At 47.8% G+C, this 17,059-nt stretch carries 17 protein-coding genes; 10 read left to right on the top strand and 7 right to left on the bottom strand.

Annotated features, from left to right (window positions below; genetic code table 11):
- Positions 1-43: 43 nt before the first annotated feature.
- Positions 44-676: an outer membrane beta-barrel protein gene (locus ACYVEA_RS06170; protein ID WP_461112475.1), complete on the bottom strand. Its 633-nt coding sequence runs from the start codon at positions 674-676 to the stop codon at positions 44-46.
- A 255-nt stretch (positions 677-931) separates the two neighbouring features.
- Positions 932-2,392, bottom strand: a complete 1,461-nt coding sequence (locus ACYVEA_RS06175) for a sulfatase family protein (RefSeq protein WP_461112476.1) — start codon at positions 2,390-2,392, stop codon at positions 932-934.
- Between the two features lie 226 nt (positions 2,393-2,618).
- Between ACYVEA_RS06175 and ACYVEA_RS06180 the strand changes: the two genes are divergently transcribed.
- Positions 2,619-3,875, top strand: a complete 1,257-nt coding sequence (locus tag ACYVEA_RS06180; RefSeq protein WP_461112477.1) for a cation:proton antiporter — start codon at positions 2,619-2,621, stop codon at positions 3,873-3,875.
- A 119-nt stretch (positions 3,876-3,994) separates the two neighbouring features.
- Here ACYVEA_RS06180 and ACYVEA_RS06185 read toward each other — a convergent pair whose 3' ends face one another.
- Positions 3,995-5,848, bottom strand: a complete 1,854-nt coding sequence (locus ACYVEA_RS06185; protein WP_461112478.1) for an outer membrane protein assembly factor BamB family protein — start codon at positions 5,846-5,848, stop codon at positions 3,995-3,997.
- 144 nt (positions 5,849-5,992) lie between these two features.
- On the bottom strand, positions 5,993-6,985 hold the full coding sequence (locus ACYVEA_RS06190; protein ID WP_461112479.1) for a multidrug DMT transporter permease: 993 nt from the start codon (positions 6,983-6,985) through the stop codon (positions 5,993-5,995).
- Between the two features lie 126 nt (positions 6,986-7,111).
- Between ACYVEA_RS06190 and ACYVEA_RS06195 the strand changes: the two genes are divergently transcribed.
- The 7 genes from ACYVEA_RS06195 (at position 7,112) to ACYVEA_RS06225 (ending at position 13,017) form a co-directional block, all read left to right on the top strand.
- Positions 7,112-7,555 carry a DMT family transporter gene (locus ACYVEA_RS06195; RefSeq protein ID WP_461112480.1) on the top strand — a complete coding sequence of 148 codons (444 nt, stop codon included), beginning with the start codon at positions 7,112-7,114 and terminating at the stop codon, positions 7,553-7,555.
- Between the two features lie 66 nt (positions 7,556-7,621).
- Positions 7,622-8,230, top strand: a complete 609-nt coding sequence (locus ACYVEA_RS06200; protein ID WP_461112481.1) for a hypothetical protein — start codon at positions 7,622-7,624, stop codon at positions 8,228-8,230.
- Positions 8,231-8,305: 75 nt separating this feature from the next.
- On the top strand, positions 8,306-9,604 hold the full coding sequence (locus ACYVEA_RS06205; protein ID WP_461112482.1) for an MFS transporter: 1,299 nt from the start codon (positions 8,306-8,308) through the stop codon (positions 9,602-9,604).
- An 11-nt stretch (positions 9,605-9,615) separates the two neighbouring features.
- A complete protein-coding gene (locus tag ACYVEA_RS06210) occupies positions 9,616-10,443 on the top strand; it encodes a YwqG family protein (protein WP_461112483.1) in 828 nt (275 codons plus the stop codon).
- Between the two features lie 73 nt (positions 10,444-10,516).
- Positions 10,517-10,867 carry a hypothetical protein gene (locus ACYVEA_RS06215; RefSeq protein WP_461112484.1) on the top strand — a complete coding sequence of 117 codons (351 nt, stop codon included), beginning with the start codon at positions 10,517-10,519 and terminating at the stop codon, positions 10,865-10,867.
- 173 nt (positions 10,868-11,040) lie between these two features.
- Positions 11,041-12,375, top strand: coding sequence for an argininosuccinate lyase (argH, locus tag ACYVEA_RS06220; RefSeq protein WP_461112960.1), 1,335 nt, complete (start codon positions 11,041-11,043; stop codon positions 12,373-12,375).
- Positions 12,376-12,423: 48 nt separating this feature from the next.
- On the top strand, positions 12,424-13,017 hold the full coding sequence (locus ACYVEA_RS06225; RefSeq protein ID WP_461112485.1) for a Uma2 family endonuclease: 594 nt from the start codon (positions 12,424-12,426) through the stop codon (positions 13,015-13,017).
- 55 nt (positions 13,018-13,072) lie between these two features.
- Here ACYVEA_RS06225 and ACYVEA_RS06230 read toward each other — a convergent pair whose 3' ends face one another.
- Complete coding sequence (locus tag ACYVEA_RS06230; protein ID WP_461112486.1) at positions 13,073-13,852, bottom strand: SMP-30/gluconolactonase/LRE family protein; 780 nt, start codon at positions 13,850-13,852, stop codon at positions 13,073-13,075.
- A gap of 287 nt (positions 13,853-14,139) precedes the next feature.
- Between ACYVEA_RS06230 and ACYVEA_RS06235 the strand changes: the two genes are divergently transcribed.
- A complete protein-coding gene (locus ACYVEA_RS06235) occupies positions 14,140-14,349 on the top strand; it encodes a hypothetical protein (protein ID WP_461112487.1) in 210 nt (69 codons plus the stop codon).
- Positions 14,350-14,396: 47 nt separating this feature from the next.
- Here the strand turns inward: ACYVEA_RS06235 and ACYVEA_RS06240 are convergent, their stop codons facing one another.
- Positions 14,397-15,647, bottom strand: a complete 1,251-nt coding sequence (locus tag ACYVEA_RS06240; RefSeq protein ID WP_461112488.1) for an MFS transporter — start codon at positions 15,645-15,647, stop codon at positions 14,397-14,399.
- A gap of 68 nt (positions 15,648-15,715) precedes the next feature.
- Between ACYVEA_RS06240 and ACYVEA_RS06245 the strand changes: the two genes are divergently transcribed.
- The gene (locus ACYVEA_RS06245) at positions 15,716-16,384 is read left to right on the top strand and encodes a phosphoribosylanthranilate isomerase (protein ID WP_461112490.1); all 669 of its coding nucleotides are present in this window, start codon (positions 15,716-15,718) and stop codon (positions 16,382-16,384) included.
- Between the two features lie 102 nt (positions 16,385-16,486).
- Here ACYVEA_RS06245 and ACYVEA_RS06250 read toward each other — a convergent pair whose 3' ends face one another.
- Positions 16,487-16,909, bottom strand: a complete 423-nt coding sequence (locus tag ACYVEA_RS06250; RefSeq protein ID WP_461112492.1) for an Hsp20/alpha crystallin family protein — start codon at positions 16,907-16,909, stop codon at positions 16,487-16,489.
- Between the last annotated feature and the right edge of the window lie 150 nt (positions 16,910-17,059).

The following is a 17,059-nucleotide window of genomic DNA, read 5'->3' on the forward strand; positions in this document are numbered from 1 at the left end:
TCATGTAACCTTATATACAACTTTTTGGTGTGTCGATCCCAGATTAGAAAGCGTTTACTTTCTTGCGGGAAATGCGGGAACCTATCGTGAACCCTACTTTCACGGCGAAGTATGAATTCTTAGCCGCCAAGGTAAGCCGGGTAGCGTTGATTGTAACCTGCGTGTCGCTAACCAGGTTGTAAGTACCTTCCAAATTAACGCTGCCCAACTTCACGCCAATGCGTGCCAGACCACCCAATACGTTGGTAGCGGGCAACGGATAGGATGTCGTTATGCCAAATCGCGTATCCAACTGAGTACTTTCCTCCGCATGATAGAGACCGACACCCAGACCAGCATAGGGATGGTATTTCCCCAGAGTGGTAATTTCATAATTCGCTGTTACAACCGCAGACATAAGCGATTTTGTCTTCGTCTGAAACACGATAACCTTATCAATGAATTCGGGGCGCTGAACAAAGGCCTGTTCGAAACGCAGCCCTACCGAAAAATTATTGATCAACCGATACTGAGGTTCAATACTATAGACAAAGCCAGCTTTACTAATGTCGTTGTTGGCAGCCTTCTCGGTAGGCGACGCAAAGCCCGCAGCCAGATTTACGGTAAAGGGTTTATAGTCTTGCGCACAAGCGACTGAAGATACGAAAAACAACACGCCAAATAATAGTTTCTGCATTGAGATTTAACAATTTAACCTAATTAATTTATTGATTATCAAAAAGTTAACACCAAACCTAACTACCTCGTTTTTCGCACCGAAGTAGAGAACCGGCCGATTGAATCGGCAAGTTAACGTCTAAATATGGTTTTAAACTCATGTTTATGGCGCTGGGTAATTTGTAATAGCTGTTTACCCTCCCTACTGCTAACGTTCTATTTCTGTTGCAAATCTCACGCACAAAAGTTCAGGTGTTCAACTATCGTTCAAAAGCTATTCATCCAGAAAAACAATGCCCGTTCGGGTTATCCAGGCGCGGGTGGTCGCCTGATAGCTGTCTATCTGATCGCCCCCGCCGTTTTGGCGAGGATCATTCTGCTGCTTCATCCAGCTATCTAATCGCTGCCGTAACTCTTTCTTAACGCCAGCATAGGTAGAGACCCCAGCCTGGTTATGGAGGTTGTAAGGATCATTTTTCAGGATATACAATTCTTCAGCCGGTCGCTTTTCAAAACCCAGAGTAAACAGCGGTTTAACTAACGCGTCATTCCGATGATCCATCATGTATACTTTGGTCGGGCCGCCATCTACGTCGCCAAAAACAGAAGGTGTATTAGGAATCGACTCATCGCCAGCAGGCACCCGGCTGGGGCGAAAATTGCGGATGTATAAATAGTCTTTGGTACGTATCGCCCGCATAGGATAACCCGCACCGTAATTCAGTTCGGCCCGACACAAACAATGCCGTTCACGTTCCAGAAATACCTCGGAGCGATGAACCGTTTTCCTGCCAGTCAGGATAGGCACCAGGCTGAGCCCATCAACTTCAGGGCGTTGTCTGACATCGGCCCACTCTAAAAAAGTAGGCATCAAGTCGATCAGATTCACGAACGAATCATTACGTTTTGGCTGGCTCTCTTTCCCGGAAAACCGGCTGATCAGCAGTGGCACACGCGTACCATAGTCATACAGATTCGCTTTGGCATGGGGGAACGGCATGCCATTGTCGGACGCGACGACAATGATGGTATTTTCCAGTTGACCAGCGTTTTCCAACGTCGCCAGCAGTTCACCAATTTCCCGATCAAATCGCTCCACTTCCGACAGATAATCGGCTACGTCGCCCCTGATTTCCGGTACGTCGGGCAGAAAGGCAGGTAAATGAATTTTCCGGAGATCGATGCCTGCTTTTTTGCCATTTCCCAAATCAAAAGGTCGGTGCGGATCATTCGTTCCGAACCAGAAGAAGAACGGTTTGTTCTTCGGCAGTTTATCGATAAACGGCTCGAATTTCGCGGAGTCGCCCGCCGGATTCTGTGTATACCCCATTTTACGAAAATCACCGGGTGCCCAGCCTTTGCGGTCGAAAGCAACCGAATAGCCTTCTTTTTGCAGAATCTGTACGTAGGTTGGAATACTGTGCTCAAGTTTTCCACATAGATTGACACCTTCCCCAAGATTATGCGGATAACGACCCGTTAGCATAGCGGCTCGGGAGGGCGTGCATGAGGGCGATGCACAATAAGCGTTGGTAAAAACGGTGCCGTGCTGCGCTAATTTGTCCAGATTAGGGGTTTTTATCGTATGATCGCCGTAAATACTGGCATACGGATAACTCCAGTCATCGGCCAGAATAAACAGGATGTTCGGACGTACTACGGTTTCCTGTTTAAAGGCGAATAGACCAAATGCAGCTAGTAAAATTGAGCCCATCAGGCAAAAGAGGAATTTCATAGAAGAGCCGTAATTTCTGGAAAGATAATGCGCTCATCTAGTTGTCGAAAATTAAAATATAAGTCGCCTATTCATGCAGACGTCTGGCCTGATTTCCAGAAGGGTTTAATCTTCAACGACATCGCCTAATAAATCCCGTAATAACAAGACGTAGCAGCCCACCGTTATCCTTTAGGTGAGCCATCCTCTGGCACGCCCTATTTTTTGTTTAGCTACTACGTTCTGAATGGATATATTTACCGCAGCCAGCGCCCTGGTTGGCCTAAGTGCGTTACTTTCTTACGTGAATGCCCGGTTTCTTCGCCTGCCAGGTACCATTGGCGTCGTTGTGCTGACGCTTGTCTTAACCATTGTCATGCTGGTTGTTGGCAGCATCTCATCGGGATTCACGAAGTTCCTGTTTGATCTTACGGAACGTATCGACTTCACCAAAACACTGCTGGATGTCATGCTGGGTTTTCTGCTGTTTGCGGGCGCTCTTCACGTTGATCTCGACGAGTTGAAACAGCAATTTCGGGCCGTATTGGTGTTAAGCACGGTTGGCGTGCTTTTGTCCACAGCCTTGTTTGGAGGTGGCTTTTTCTTTCTCACCCACGTCTTCGGCATCAACGTTCCACTTAGTTACTGCTTTCTGTTCGGGGCGCTGATTTCACCGACTGATCCCGTGGCCGTTGGGGCCATAATGAAGCAGGCACCCATTCCGCGTCGATTGCAGACCATCATTACCGGTGAATCTTTATTCAATGATGGCGTTGGCCTGGTTCTGTTTATCTCCCTTCAGGAAGTAATTAATCCCAATGTCAGTTTTTACTTCTCGGACGCGCTCCTCCTTTTTGCCCGGGAAGTATTCGGCGGTATCGCACTGGGGCTTCTGATGGGCTACGTAGCGTATCGTCTTATCAAAGCGTCGGATGACTTTCAGACAGTTATCCTGCTTTCACTGGCGCTGGTAATGATCCTTTCCGTAGTCGCCAGTGCCCTGCACGCATCAGTCCCGCTGGCCGAAGTGACGGCCGGTCTGTTAGTGAGCCGCCGGTTGCGTGGCAAAGCGGGCCAGGAGAGTCCAAAGGTTTATCTGAATCGGTTCTGGCACCTAATGGACGAGATTCTTAATACCATTCTGTTCGTCATGATTGGCTTACAGACTGTCGTGCTACCCTTCCAGAGCAGTTTTGTCGTCATTGGGTTGATGACCGCCGTACTGGCCATCATAGCCCGAAGTCTGAGTATAATTTTGCCCTTCCTGCTGCAATTTCGCCTGTCGCGGCTCAACCCCGGCAGTCTGCGTATCCTGACCTGGGCGGGTTTGCGCGGGGGCATATCGGTAGCCCTTGCCCTATCCTTACCCGACTCACCTTACCGAGAACTGATTCTGATTTGTAGCTATTGCATCGTTCTGTTCTCTATAATCGGTCAGGGGCTAACCTTAACAAAACTGGTCAATTCTGTCGTTAGTAAAGCTCCGCGAAGAGCGGTGAATTAAGAAAGATTTAGGATTTACTTTTAAATGGATAAACTTCTGTTTTCTAGTCAGTTTTACCCCTAAATCCCCTGAAGGGGATTTGGGGGTAAAACTGACTAGAAAAAAATCCTAAACAGCTTTTATTTTTCAACGTCGAAGGCCAGCAATACGTTTCCGGGTAGTTCACCGAACATTCCATAACCCGAGTTAACGAACAGCATTCCATCGGCTACGACCGGGGACGGGCCATCGAGGGACCCTCCCTTGCCTTTGATTCCATCGACGGATTCGTATTCTTTCACCGTATCGTAATCCCATAGAATTTTGCCATCTGTGGCGGAATAGGCACGAATATGGCCGTCTAACGTACCGGCAAACACAACGCCCGGAATAACCGTCGGAGCCGCGGAATTGGCTTCAAGGCATCCTCTCTTTCCGTCGCAGGAAGGCGCGGGCGTTTTCCACACTACGTTACCCGTTGCTACGTCTACCGCAAACAGGCCGGGCGCGGGTTTAACCAGTGAATCAACCTTGGGATCAATGCCATACTTATTGTCAGCGTTGGATGCATAGACCTGTTTTCCATCAGTAGCCATGCCCCAGTGAATACCGCCCAACGCGCCACCCCGACCGATTCGGGTTTGCCAGATCACATGCCCATCATCGGGCGACAACCCATAAACGAAACCAGACTTTTGCCCTACCACCAATAAATCATGGCCATCCGGTTGTTTCACCAGCATCGGTGCCATACCGAAATCATGGTCTGGACCGACTTTATCGGGGCAGTTCGGATTGCCGGGGCACGACATATTCCAGGTATCTACTTTGGTGGCCTGAAACGTCCAGGCCAGTTTACCCGTTTTAAGATTCAGGGCCTGAATGGCGTCGCTGTTGTTTGTGGCAGGGTTGGTATAATTCTCGCCCGTTCCGTAATAAAGTAGTCCCCGTTTGGCATCGACGGTTGGACTGCACCAGACAATCGCGCCCGACGGTCCATAAAACGGCTGCCCATTTTTCTTTTTCCCGGCTTCTTTTGCTTCTTCCGAAATGACGCGATGCCGCCAGATTTCCTTTCCCGAGCGGGTATCCAGCGCCACAATTTCACCAGACGACGAGCAGCAGGGATAGGTCGGATCTAAAACCGATGCAACTTCGATAGAGGTCAGCGGTACGTAGACGATGCGATCGTAGACGGCTACCGAACCCGTATTTCCCGACTGCGGATGTTTTCCGGCCTTGCTTTCCCAAATTAATTTACCCGTTTTTACATCGAGTGCATACACATTCGTGTTATTGTCGGCAAAGAAGGCCTGTATCTCGTTGCCCTGCTGAACAACGCTGACAGCCCCCCGTACGGCCGATTTTGCCAGAAAACGCCAGCCGATTTTACCCGTCTGTTTGTGGAGGCAGTACACTTCGCCAAACTGACTGCCCATAATCAGCCAGTCGCCGACGATGGCGGGTTTACTACGTACCTGATTGGCTTCCGGAAACGCAAATGCCCATTTTAGTTTGAGCTTACCAACGGTTTCAGCCGAAATACCGGCTTGCTGCACCGATCGAAAACCCGTTCCTTCCAGGTTACCGCCCCAGCCCGAATGATGCACCAGATTCTGCCCGGCAGGAGGTGTAAATGACGTGTAGGCTTCTTGAGGAATCGGTGTTTCGGTCAGTGATTTACTCGTAATCCACTGGGCAATCGCTTTGCGCTGATCAGTCGTCATATCTTTGGCCTGAACGCGCATTTTGCCTGTTTCCAGAGCCGCCAGAATAGCGCGGGGCGGCATCTGAGCCAGTACCAGGTAAGCCGGTGCGCCTAGCCCTGCTTCGGCTTTGTGGCAGTTATTACAGGTTGCCATGTATAACTTCTGGGCTTCCGTAGCTGCAGCAAAATCAAGCTTTTGGGCATAACTAATGGCGGAAGACAACAGTAGACCAGAGGCAACTGCCAATACCTTTATATTCGCCATAAACCGACAAGTAACCTCCATAATGACTTACTAGTTAGCGTACAGAATCAGAAAGGGAAATCCAATATGATCATGGCAAAAGTAAATGAGCGCATTACGCAGCGATACGTCTTTAGGATGAACGACCATTTTGGCCCGATAAACCAAGGGAATAGGCAGACCAATTTATTTCGCTGTAATAATCAGCACGAGGCCAAGTACGTAGCATAACCCCATGAGAATCAGGTAGCGGGTTGAGGATGAAGGAGCGCCCCGAAACTCTTGCCAGATAAATACGCCCCACAAAACAGCAATGATCGTTGCGCCCTGCCCCAGACCATAACTAATGGCGTAGCCAGCCGCACCCGATGCCAGCAAACTCGATGCCATACCCAGGCACCAGACCATACCACCCAACATACCAATCCGGTGACTACGTCCGCTCACGTCGCTGTATGTGATTTCTCCATCGGCGGGTTTCCCGGCAAACCGACGTAGGATGGGTATAAACAAGGGCGTACTCACAACAACACCCAGTGCAAACAGCACCAGAGCTGTGTAAGGCGTTAACAATCCAGTACCTGGGTTGGCAAAGTCCGCGGCCATCGACTTAGCCACGAAGTAGAAAAAAAAGCTCATCAGGAATCCGCCAACCAGCGAAATAACTAGCCCGCGCGTGCTGACGCTTTGATCAGTACTCCCCTTAGCCCGGTAGGCGAGTGCGCTAAAAACAACAGACAGAAAAATAGAAAAAACACCTGATGACAGCAACCCAATGTTACCCACCGGAGACAGTATATAATTAACAATTACGCCCAATATCAACGCCAGACCGATACCCACCGGCATAGCCACTGATAAGCCAGCCAGTTCAATACCAACGACAATAAGAATATTGGCCATGTTGAACACAAAACCACCAATCAGTGCGTAAAGTACATTGTGAGTATCAGCCTGTTTGAGGTCGGCTAGGAATGACCGGCCAACGGAGCCTATACTACCGAGCGTGAAAGCCAGTAATAGACTTATTAAAAGAATACCATAGGTATAATCGCGGTAGAAAATAGTTGTCGGTACTGACTGTGTAGCGAGTTTTTGGGTGTTGGCCCACGAACCCCAACAGAGCATGGTAAGGAAACAGACGACAACCGCCAGCGGATACTGGGTGATGATGAACATAGAAAGGAAGGTTTTCGGGTGTAGTAATGGATTTTGTAGCAAAGTTCTTAAAATAAATAACTTATCTGCCAGAAAAGCCAATTGAAAGATAAAACCCACAACCTGGTGTTTCCTACCTTTGCAACTATGAATTACATCTACATTCTATTTGCGTTTCTGGTTGGTATAGCCATTACGGTTCAGGCAGGCGTTAATGCGAATTTGCGTCAGGCCATGGCCAACCCGATTCTGGCCGCGGCTATTTCATTTGGCTCTGGTTTTGTGGTATTGGTGCTGCTTTTTCTGGCCACAGGCGGGTCTGCGCCTTCATCGGATACTATTAAGCAAGTTGCCTGGTGGAAATGGGCCGGGGGCGTTATGGGAGCGATCTATATGATTACGGTTATTGTCAGTGTGCCTAAAATTGGCACGGCTAACCTGGTGAGCCTCAGCGTGGCGGGTCAGCTTTTGGCAGCTGTCGTGCTGGATCACTACGGTTTGCTGGGTTTCTCCCTGCATCCGGCCAACGGCTGGCGCTTGCTCGGTCTGGTGTTTATTATGGCGGGTGTGTTGCTGGTGGTGAGAAACTAAATGTGTATCCATGGGTTTTAACGGGTGATGGATTCCCTAAGCACGGATTTTAGTCCGTGATACGTTATGATCAATTACCGCTTTTACCCGTCTTTGCTGAACGTATTTTCGCGCTATTTACAGGGCGGTAATCTTACGGTACAGTCATTGATTGATTCCATTAACCGCGTTCCGACACCCACTACGGCAGCGCAGGAACGGGGGGTTTCGTTTGAAGAAGCAATTGTAAAAGGCACCGACGAGGAACGCTTCGACCCGGAGATTATCAAAAAAGTCCGCAAGCTTCTCCCCCGCCCTATTGTCGAAACTCAGGTCTACTGCCAGTGGGAAATTGACGACGTACTGTTTTACGGCTATGTGGATTTGATTGGCAAATTCAAAGCCGTGGACTTGAAAACAACGGCCTCTTATCAGCCGGGGCGCTTCGTGCATAACCACCAGAATTTATACCTCCACGCGCTGAAACGGAAAGGAATCAAACTGATGGAATACGTTATTACGGACTTTGCCGATGTATATGTAGAGAGTTACACGCTGACGCATCCAATTGATAAACAACTGGAGGAAATCCGACTTCTGAAAACGTTTCTGGAAGAACATCGCCCATTAATTACGGACAAAAAGATCTTTGTACTACCCGGCGAGGAGGCTGATGGACGCAGGAGGAATCAATAGATTCCAGGGGATATAAGTTATCCATTACCTCAGTAACACATCGCCGGCGGGCCGGTTTCATCGTACATTCGCGCTATGCTTCAGCGCACTTTCCACCTTTACCAACGTGCTTACCAGGGCCTGTCGCCCTCGGTATGGTTACTGGCGGGCGTGATGCTCATTAACCGTTGCGGCACGATGGTATTGCCGTACATGACGCTTTACCTTACGCAAAAGCTTCATTATTCCATTACAAATGCGGGTATCGTAATGGCTATTTACGGCTTGGGCGCCTTCGTTGGTACATTCTTAGGTGGCCGATTAACCGACCGAATTGGGTTCTACTACGTTCAGTTGGTGAGTCTGCTGTTTAGTGGAGCGGCCTTACTGACCCTTCAGTTTATCACCAGTTTCCCGCTCCTTTGCGGCAGTGTGTTTGTTTTTACGCTATTTGGTGATGCCTTCCGGCCTGCCAACCAAACGGCTATTGCGTACTATTCCGAAACAGAAAACCGGACCCGGGCATTCTCGCTTAACCGATTGGCAATCAACCTCGGCTGGTCTGTGGGCGGTGGCTTGGGTGGTTTGTTAGCCAGCATTAATTATAATCTGCTGTTCTGGGCGGATGGACTGACCTGTCTTACAGCGGGCCTTGTTTTGTGGTTGTATTTACCCGTACCCAAAGTTCCCGGCCATAATCCGACCACTGCACCGATACGTTCGAATCAGCCGGATTCTACTACGTCCGGCCAATCGATCCTAACACGCCAGAAGTTAACCAGTGCTACACCTTACCGTGATACGTTGTTCCTTACACTTGTCTTCTGCAACACGCTGTATATGCTGGCGTTTATGCAGTTTTTCACCATGGCACCATTGTATTTCAAGGAGAAACTTGACGTGCCCGAACAGGCAATTGGGTTATTGCTGGCGCTTAACGGACTGCTGATCGTATTTATTGAGATGGCATTAGTCTACAAGCTGGAAAGCCAGAAACGGCAAAAGGTCCATTTAATCACCGCTGGTGTTTTGCTGGAAGCCGTTGCCTACAGTGTGCTGGCACTGCCCGGTTTAGTAAGTCTGGCTGTTCCAGGAATGTCCATTGCCCTATCATTTATCTTAATTGTAACGTTCAGCGAAATGCTGGTTATGCCTTTCCTTCAATCATTGATTGTTGAACGGTCAAAACCCGCTACGCGCGGACAATATCTGGCGGTTTACGCTATGGGCGGAGCACTCGCCCAAACAGCCTCTCCAGCACTGGGTTCGCAATTGGTAGCCCATTTTGGTTTTTCTACCCATTGGCTGGTTGTCGTGGGCATTAGTCTGGCATCCGCCGGTGGATTCTGGTTGCTGGGCAGGCGATTAAAAACGCAGCTATTTAGAGAAGCTTAATCTACATCATCATGTCTAACAACAAAACTATAAAGTTGACATCCGATCAGTATATATCCGCCAAGCTATCTCCTTACTTAGAGGCTATTAGAAGCTCGCAACGTCCATATATTCGTATCAAGGCGAAACCTGCTCAAGATGTACCGACGACTGCCAGTAAATTCACAGGTAAGCCTTACTGGCCTATTGGTAAAGTTTATCCACTTGATGAATCTGGTCATCCGATGATGCTGTTGGCACAGATTAATTTTTCTGAAACCCCAAGGCTCAATAATTATCCAGAACAGGGAATATTACAATTTTTTATCTCGGCTAACAGTGACACTTATGGAGCAGATTTCAACCAAATGAGCAGACAGAATAACTTTAGGGTGATATTTCATGATAGTATTGATTTCATTGAGACAGATAGCTCAATTCCGTCTTTTAATCTACAATCCCAAGAAATTATTACACCTATTACAACAGAACATTTGCTTACATTTTCGGAAGAAAAAGGGTATGTCAGTATTGGCGATGTATATTTTAGAGAGGTATTTGGGCAAGATTTTTATTCAATTGGTGAGCATCTTAATGACGACAACATCTGGGATGAATACAACAACGTGAGTGAAGCGAACGGCCATAAGATTGGTGGATATGCTTACTTCACACAGCATGACCCGCGAGATTGGAAAGAGAACGCTGATTATATAGATGCACTTCTTCTACTTCAGATCGACTCCGAAGGTGATCATATACTATGGGGTGATGTAGGAGTCTGTAACTTTTTCATAAACAAGGAAGATCTACATGCTCTTGACTTCTCCAAAGTTTTGTACAATTGGGACTGCTTTTAAAAAGCCTAGTAAAACATAAAAGCCTAGTAAAACATAATTAACAAGTGCCCAATCACTATATGAAATCTCTGTAATGACAACCACACTCTACAGACCCGTTGGTCCAAAAGAACTTGCTCTAATCGAACAATCGGGTTGGACAAAGTTTCCTCCGAGATTACCCGAGCAACCCATTTTCTATCCTGTTATGAATGAAGCATACGCCATTCAAATCGCCAGAGATTGGAACGTAGCGGCTTCGGGATCGGGTTTTGTAACAAAATTCTCGGTGAAGACCGATTACCTGAAAAAGTTTGAGGAGCAAAATGTGGGTGGTCCAATTCATAATGAACTCTGGGTGCCAGCCGAAGAACTTGATGTATTCAACAGCAACATTGTTGGGCCGATTGAAGTAACGCAATCGTTCTATTCAACAAACAAATAAAAATACGGCACCCCTACGTCCCTACGAAAACACAGTACCCCGAACAACTACCCAACTTTCTTTACGACCTTTGCAGAAAAACTAAACGAGCGAACGAGTGAATGAGTGATTACACAAGTCTCATTCGTTCACTATTCCACTCACTAACCCCGCTTCGGCGGTCCGATTTCGCTTTGAAACTCTGGCAAAAAGAAGGCGTTACAACCGCCGAACAAATTGAACGCTTCACCGTCGGCCGCGACCGTGAAATGGACCTTTACCTCGCTCCCTTCGACGTAGTAGGCAATCTCGCCCATGCGCAAATGCTCGAAACCATTGGTCTGCTGAGTGCTGATGAACTAAGTCTATTAACTGATGAATTGAAAGTGATTTATCAGAAAATCCAGGCAGGAGAATTTGAGATCGAGGAAGGTGTCGAAGATATACACTCACAGGTTGAATTGATGCTGACACGCGTACTGGGCGATATTGGCAAGAAAATACACTCCGGCCGATCCCGTAATGACCAGGTGTTGGTCGATATGAAACTCTTCACCCGCGACCGGCTCTGGCACGTAGCAGAAGCTGCCCGGCGTGTATTTGATCGACTAATCAGCCGTTCGGAGCAGCATAAGAATGACTTGCTACCCGGCTATACGCACCTGCAAATTGCGATGCCGTCGTCGTTTGGCCTATGGTTTGGCGCATATGCCGAAGCCCTCGCCGACGATATGCTGACGTTGCAGACAGCCTACCGTCTGGCCAACCGCAACCCACTCGGATCGGGTGCAGGTTATGGCTCATCATTTCCGCTCAATCGTACGCTCACGACGGAGCTGCTGGGCTTTGAGGGCATGCATGTCAACGTAGTGTACGCGCAGATGAGTCGGGGAAAAACCGAACAGACAGCGCTTATGGCTTTGGCCGCGGTAGCCGCAACCATCTCGCGGATGGCGATGGACATTTGCCTTTACAACAGCCAGAATTTTGCGTTCCTGACCCTACCCGACGCACTAACAACTGGCAGCAGTATAATGCCGCACAAGAAAAACCCCGACGTAGCGGAGTTACTACGTGCCAAAACCAATCGGCTGAAAGCATTGCCGATGGAGGTAACGCTGGTGATGAGCAATCTGCCTTCGGGTTATCACCGCGACATGCAGCTGCTGAAAGAAATTTTGATGCCCGCTTTCGACGAAATCCTGGACTGTCTGGACATCACCGATTTCATGCTTGAGCACATTCAGGTTAAACCAAATCTGCTGGATGACTCCAAATACGATTTGCTGTTCAGCGTTGAACGAGTGAATGAACTGGTGTTACAAGGCGTGCCCTTCCGCGAAGCCTACCGGATTGTGGGGAAGGAAATTGCCGAACATACGTACAGCCCTCCCCGCGAATTGCATCATACGCATGAAGGCAGTATTGGCAACCTCGGCAACGAGCTGATTATACAGGAAATGAATCGGGCTATGAGCGGTTTCGGTGCAGAGAAAGCCCAGATTGCGGTTGAACAGTTATTGGGCTAAAAACAGGTTAATTGCCTAACTTTCAGAAAACACACAAAGCGTATGGTTATGACAAACGAAACCGTTCAGACAGAGATCATTCCGGAGTCGCTCATTTACGAGACGATGAACGGTCGCCCACTTTATTACAAAGGGTATCGTGACGTTATAGCGGGTGATCTTAAACCAGAAGCCATTATGGGCAGCAGTGACTTGCAAAGTATTATTGTAACAATTCTCGTTGGGACGCTCTGGTCGAAGATTAACCGTAAAGTTTATCAGCTCACCACAAACGAATCAGGGCTTCACTTAGCAGTTGGTGATAATTTATCCGCCGACATTGCGATATTCGAGAAGTCTGCTTTGTCTAAATTAAAAGGCAAATATTTCGACGTACCACCCAAAATCGTGATCGAAGTCGACATTAAAATTGATCTGAAAGAAATTGGCAGCGACGTATCGTATGTTTCCGAAAAGTCGCAGGAATTGTTTGACTTTGGCGTTGAGCGTGTGCTGTGGGTATTATCCAGCATCCGGAAAGTAATCATCTTACAACCTAAACAGGACTGGATAATTACCGACTGGAGCAATGATGTACTCGTTATGGACGGTTGCATTCTGAACATCAAAAATCTGCTGGACGAAGAAGAGATTTCCTACTAACTAAAATGCCCGATCAGATTGATCGGGCATTTTAGCTAGATAATTGCCAAACCCACTATTCGAACCGATAGGCAACTAGCTTGTTCTTGAAAAACGTTGGTACGATCACCAGTTTTTTCTTCGCAACGTACTCAATATCAGCCGCATTCATTTTCTGTTCGCGCGTATCGAGTAATTGCTGTTTGGTACCGTCGGCACTAATGTGGAAAACTTGTCCATTCCAGTCAGACACAAAGTAATTACCTTTCCCTTCGGGGACAATACCATCTGTATTGGCCATGCCATCAGCAATTTTGGTTATTGTTTTATTGGCTACATCTACAGCTTGTAGCGCTCCAATTTTGGTGCTGCCGATCATAAGCTTATCCTTGCCAACCGCCAGCACACCGTTGGGTTTGTTAAGCTGCTCACCTTCCATCCAGACTTCCCATTTGCCGTCCTGCAATCGGTAAATTTTGTCGAAGCGACTGTCTGATACGTAAACCGTACCATCTTTTGCCACCGTTACGTCGTTCAGGAAAGCGCCTTTCCCAACGGCATCCCAGGTCTTTTCGGCCTGCCCGTTGGCGGTATTGATACATACCAACCGATACACATCCGTCACGTAAAGCTTGTCTTTATAAAGCCCCATTCCTTTGGGGGCATTCAGGCCAGATGTCCAGCGCAGGTTTTCAATTTTGCCATCAAGCGACACTTTTGAGATAAATCCGCTACCATCCAGTGAATCGGACTTGCCGTCGATATTAGCTACGTACAATGTATTGTTGCCATCATAAAGCACAGACTCTGGTGTGCGTAACGTGGTGTCCGTTTCCCAGGCTTTCACTAATTTCATAGGCTTCATTCGGCTTGGCGGAGACGTTAACGCGAGAAAAGTGGCTCCAATAAACAGCGCAGTCGCGGCAAGAGTAAATAGCTTCATACTTCGATTGAAAATCAACAAATTGAAAATTATAAAAAAATTTTAGTTGTATCGTTCCGGGCTGAAATTGGCTATAAGCCAAGGCAGGAAAAGGCCTGATATAATTTTTCTAACCACCTCCTAACGAATTGATTCTGACTTGAAAACAATCTAAAAACGAGGGTGTTTAGAAATCTCGCCTACTCAAAAAAACAAAACTCATGGAAAACTATCAATCCCTTCCTTATCAGGCATATACACCCGTTGATCAACTTAAGGAAAGCATCCGCGATATGGTCCGGCTACAGCGCGATTACCAGATTTCAGACGAATTATTTTGGGAGATTTTCAACGCAAGAGTACTCCTGAACGAACAACTCGACGTCAATGGATTCCTGAGCGACCTGAATATTTCCGTCGCTCAAGCCTGATACTTTACAGCTTTTCAGGGGCTCAATCCGGTCGGTTGTCTATGCGGTCAATCCAGACGTACCGCAAACAGTTCTTTTGACCTTGTATAAATATAGCCTACGACAAACAACGTAACGAAGCCGCCTAGCGCCACCGACGGCACCGTTCCCAGGAGTTTGGCCAGCAAACCCGATTCAAAGGCACCAATCTCATTGGACGAACTAATGAACATCCCATTTACGGCCGCTACACGCCCCCGCATGTGATCGGGCGGAAAAATTTGCAGAATTGTCTGGCGAATAATGACACTCACACTGTCGAACGCGCCCGTCAGCCCCAACATGAGCAGTGACAAGTAGAAATTTGTCGATACAGAAAAGACGATAGTAGCTACACCAAAGCCAGCTACAGCCAGCAACATGTTTCGCCAGGCATTATGCGTGGGGGGATGCTTCGTCATATACCCCATCGTTAACAAGGCACCAATGGACGGAGCCGCTCGCAGGAATCCTAGTCCTTCAGCACCCACTTTCAGTATATCTTCGGCAAAGATCGGTAAGATGGCGACTACCCCCCCGAACAACACCGAGAACAAATCAAGTGATATGGCATAGAGGACAATTCGAGTCTGGAACACAAATCGGAACCCTTCGCCCAAACTTTCTCGAAGACTTAGCACCGGCGCATCACTTACGGGAACAGGTTTACGATCAATCAACGAAATAAGCAGAAAGCAAACCGCCAGAAGGCCAATTACAACAATCAGCGAGTTATCAAAACCAACCCAGCTGTAGAGAAAGCCAGCTAAACCTGGTCCGACGATAGCCCCCGCCTGCCAGAATGAACTACTCCAGGTAGCCGAATTGGTGTATAATTCGCGGGGCACCAGGAATGGTTTCAGCGACGAACTCGCCGGTGAATAAAAACCTTTGGCCGTACCGATCAGCATCAATACGCCATAAATTGTGACCAATCGCGCCGTTTGCGACAACCCTACGGCGATGGAGGGTTGAAATACCAGATACAGAATGACCGAGCCAAGCAGAATAACCAGAAGGCTCCACTGTAAAATACGTTTCTTGTCACGCCGGTCGGCTAAATGGCCTCCAAACAACGACAGTGCAATAAATGGAATAGCTTCGGCCAGCCCAACCAGTCCTAACATCAGCGGGTCGTGCGTGATTTTGTACAGCTCGTAACCCAGAATAACTTCCTGAATCAGCAGAGTAGCCGTTATCAGGAAACTGTTCATCACGAAATAGCGAAATTCAGGAATGCGTAGGGATGCGTACGTATCAATTGGGGCTTGCTCAACCATAATGCTGACCGGCGAATCAATGCTGTAGTATCTTTGTCGCCTGCTCTTTAAATAAGAAACCGCAAATCATGGAATCTCAGTTCAGGGTACGTATAAAAATTTGCTGCATCAGCAGTGTTGACGAAGCTCGGCTAGCCGTTCGGCTCGGGGCCGATGCGCTTGGTTTAGTGGGCCGGATGCCCAGTGGTCCGGGCGTAGTAGCCGACGATCTGGCAGCGCAGGTTGTGCAGGCAACGCCCCCGCCCATCGCTACGTTCATGCTCACGAGCGAAACTATCGTCGACGACATTATTGCACATCAACAGCGTGTGGGGGCCAATACCATTCAGATTGTTGATGCCGTACCGCCCGAAACTTACGCTGCGCTACGTGCCAAACTCCCCGCCATCAAGCTGGTACAGGTTATCCACGTCCTCGATGAACGTAACATCGATGAAGCGTTACGAGCTGTTCAAAGCGGTGCCGATGCTCTGCTGCTCGATTCCGGAAATCCAACATTAGCGGTTAAAGAACTTGGTGGCACAGGTCGGATACATAACTGGCAGGTGAGCCGCCAGATTGTAGAGCAGTCGCCAGTACCGGTATTTCTGGCAGGCGGCCTGAATCTGGCCAATGTCCGCGAAGCCATTGATACCGTGCATCCATTCGGTCTGGACATTTGCAGTGGTGTTCGGACAAATGGGCATCTGGATGAGGAAAAGCTCGATGCGTTTATGAGGATGGTGCACAGAGCATAAAGACTTGGTGTAGAGCATGGGCATTCAATAGCGTTCCGGGCACAAAAAAAGCCCGCGCCAAATGACGCGGGCTTTCCCATCTTCCATGTTTACCAGATGCGCTTAGGCAACGGTAATTTCCTTCACTAATTTTTCTTCTTTCACGTCAACTTTAGGCAATTCAACGGTCAAGATGCCGTCTGTATAAGCGGCTTTGATTTGGTCGGCGTTTACCGTTTTAGGTAAGCGGAAGCTACGTTCGAACGACGTGAAACCAAACTCCTGACGAGTGAATTTCTCCGTGCTTTCTTCCGTTTTCACTTCAGAATTATAACCAATCGTCAACTTATTATTTTCAACGTTGATTTTCAGATCTTCTTTTTTCAGACCGGGAGCGGCCAATTCAAGAAGGAATGCGGTTTCAGTTTCTTTCACGTTTACAGCCGGTACATTAGGTGTAGTATTTTGATACCGGTTGATTACTGGACGACCGTAAAAAGGGTTAAAGAAAGTAGGGAAGTTGTTATATCGAACTAAGGTTGCCATGGTTTTATTTGTTTTTATTGGGTTGTTTACAATCAAACACACTCTCCTTATTACAAACCCCGTACCAAAGCATTTTCAAATAGCCAATATGACAAAGTGTCTCAATTTTTAATTAAAAAATGAAATATGAGACAATATGTCATCTTCTTG

The sequence above is a fragment of the Spirosoma jeollabukense genome (assembly GCF_054777855.1).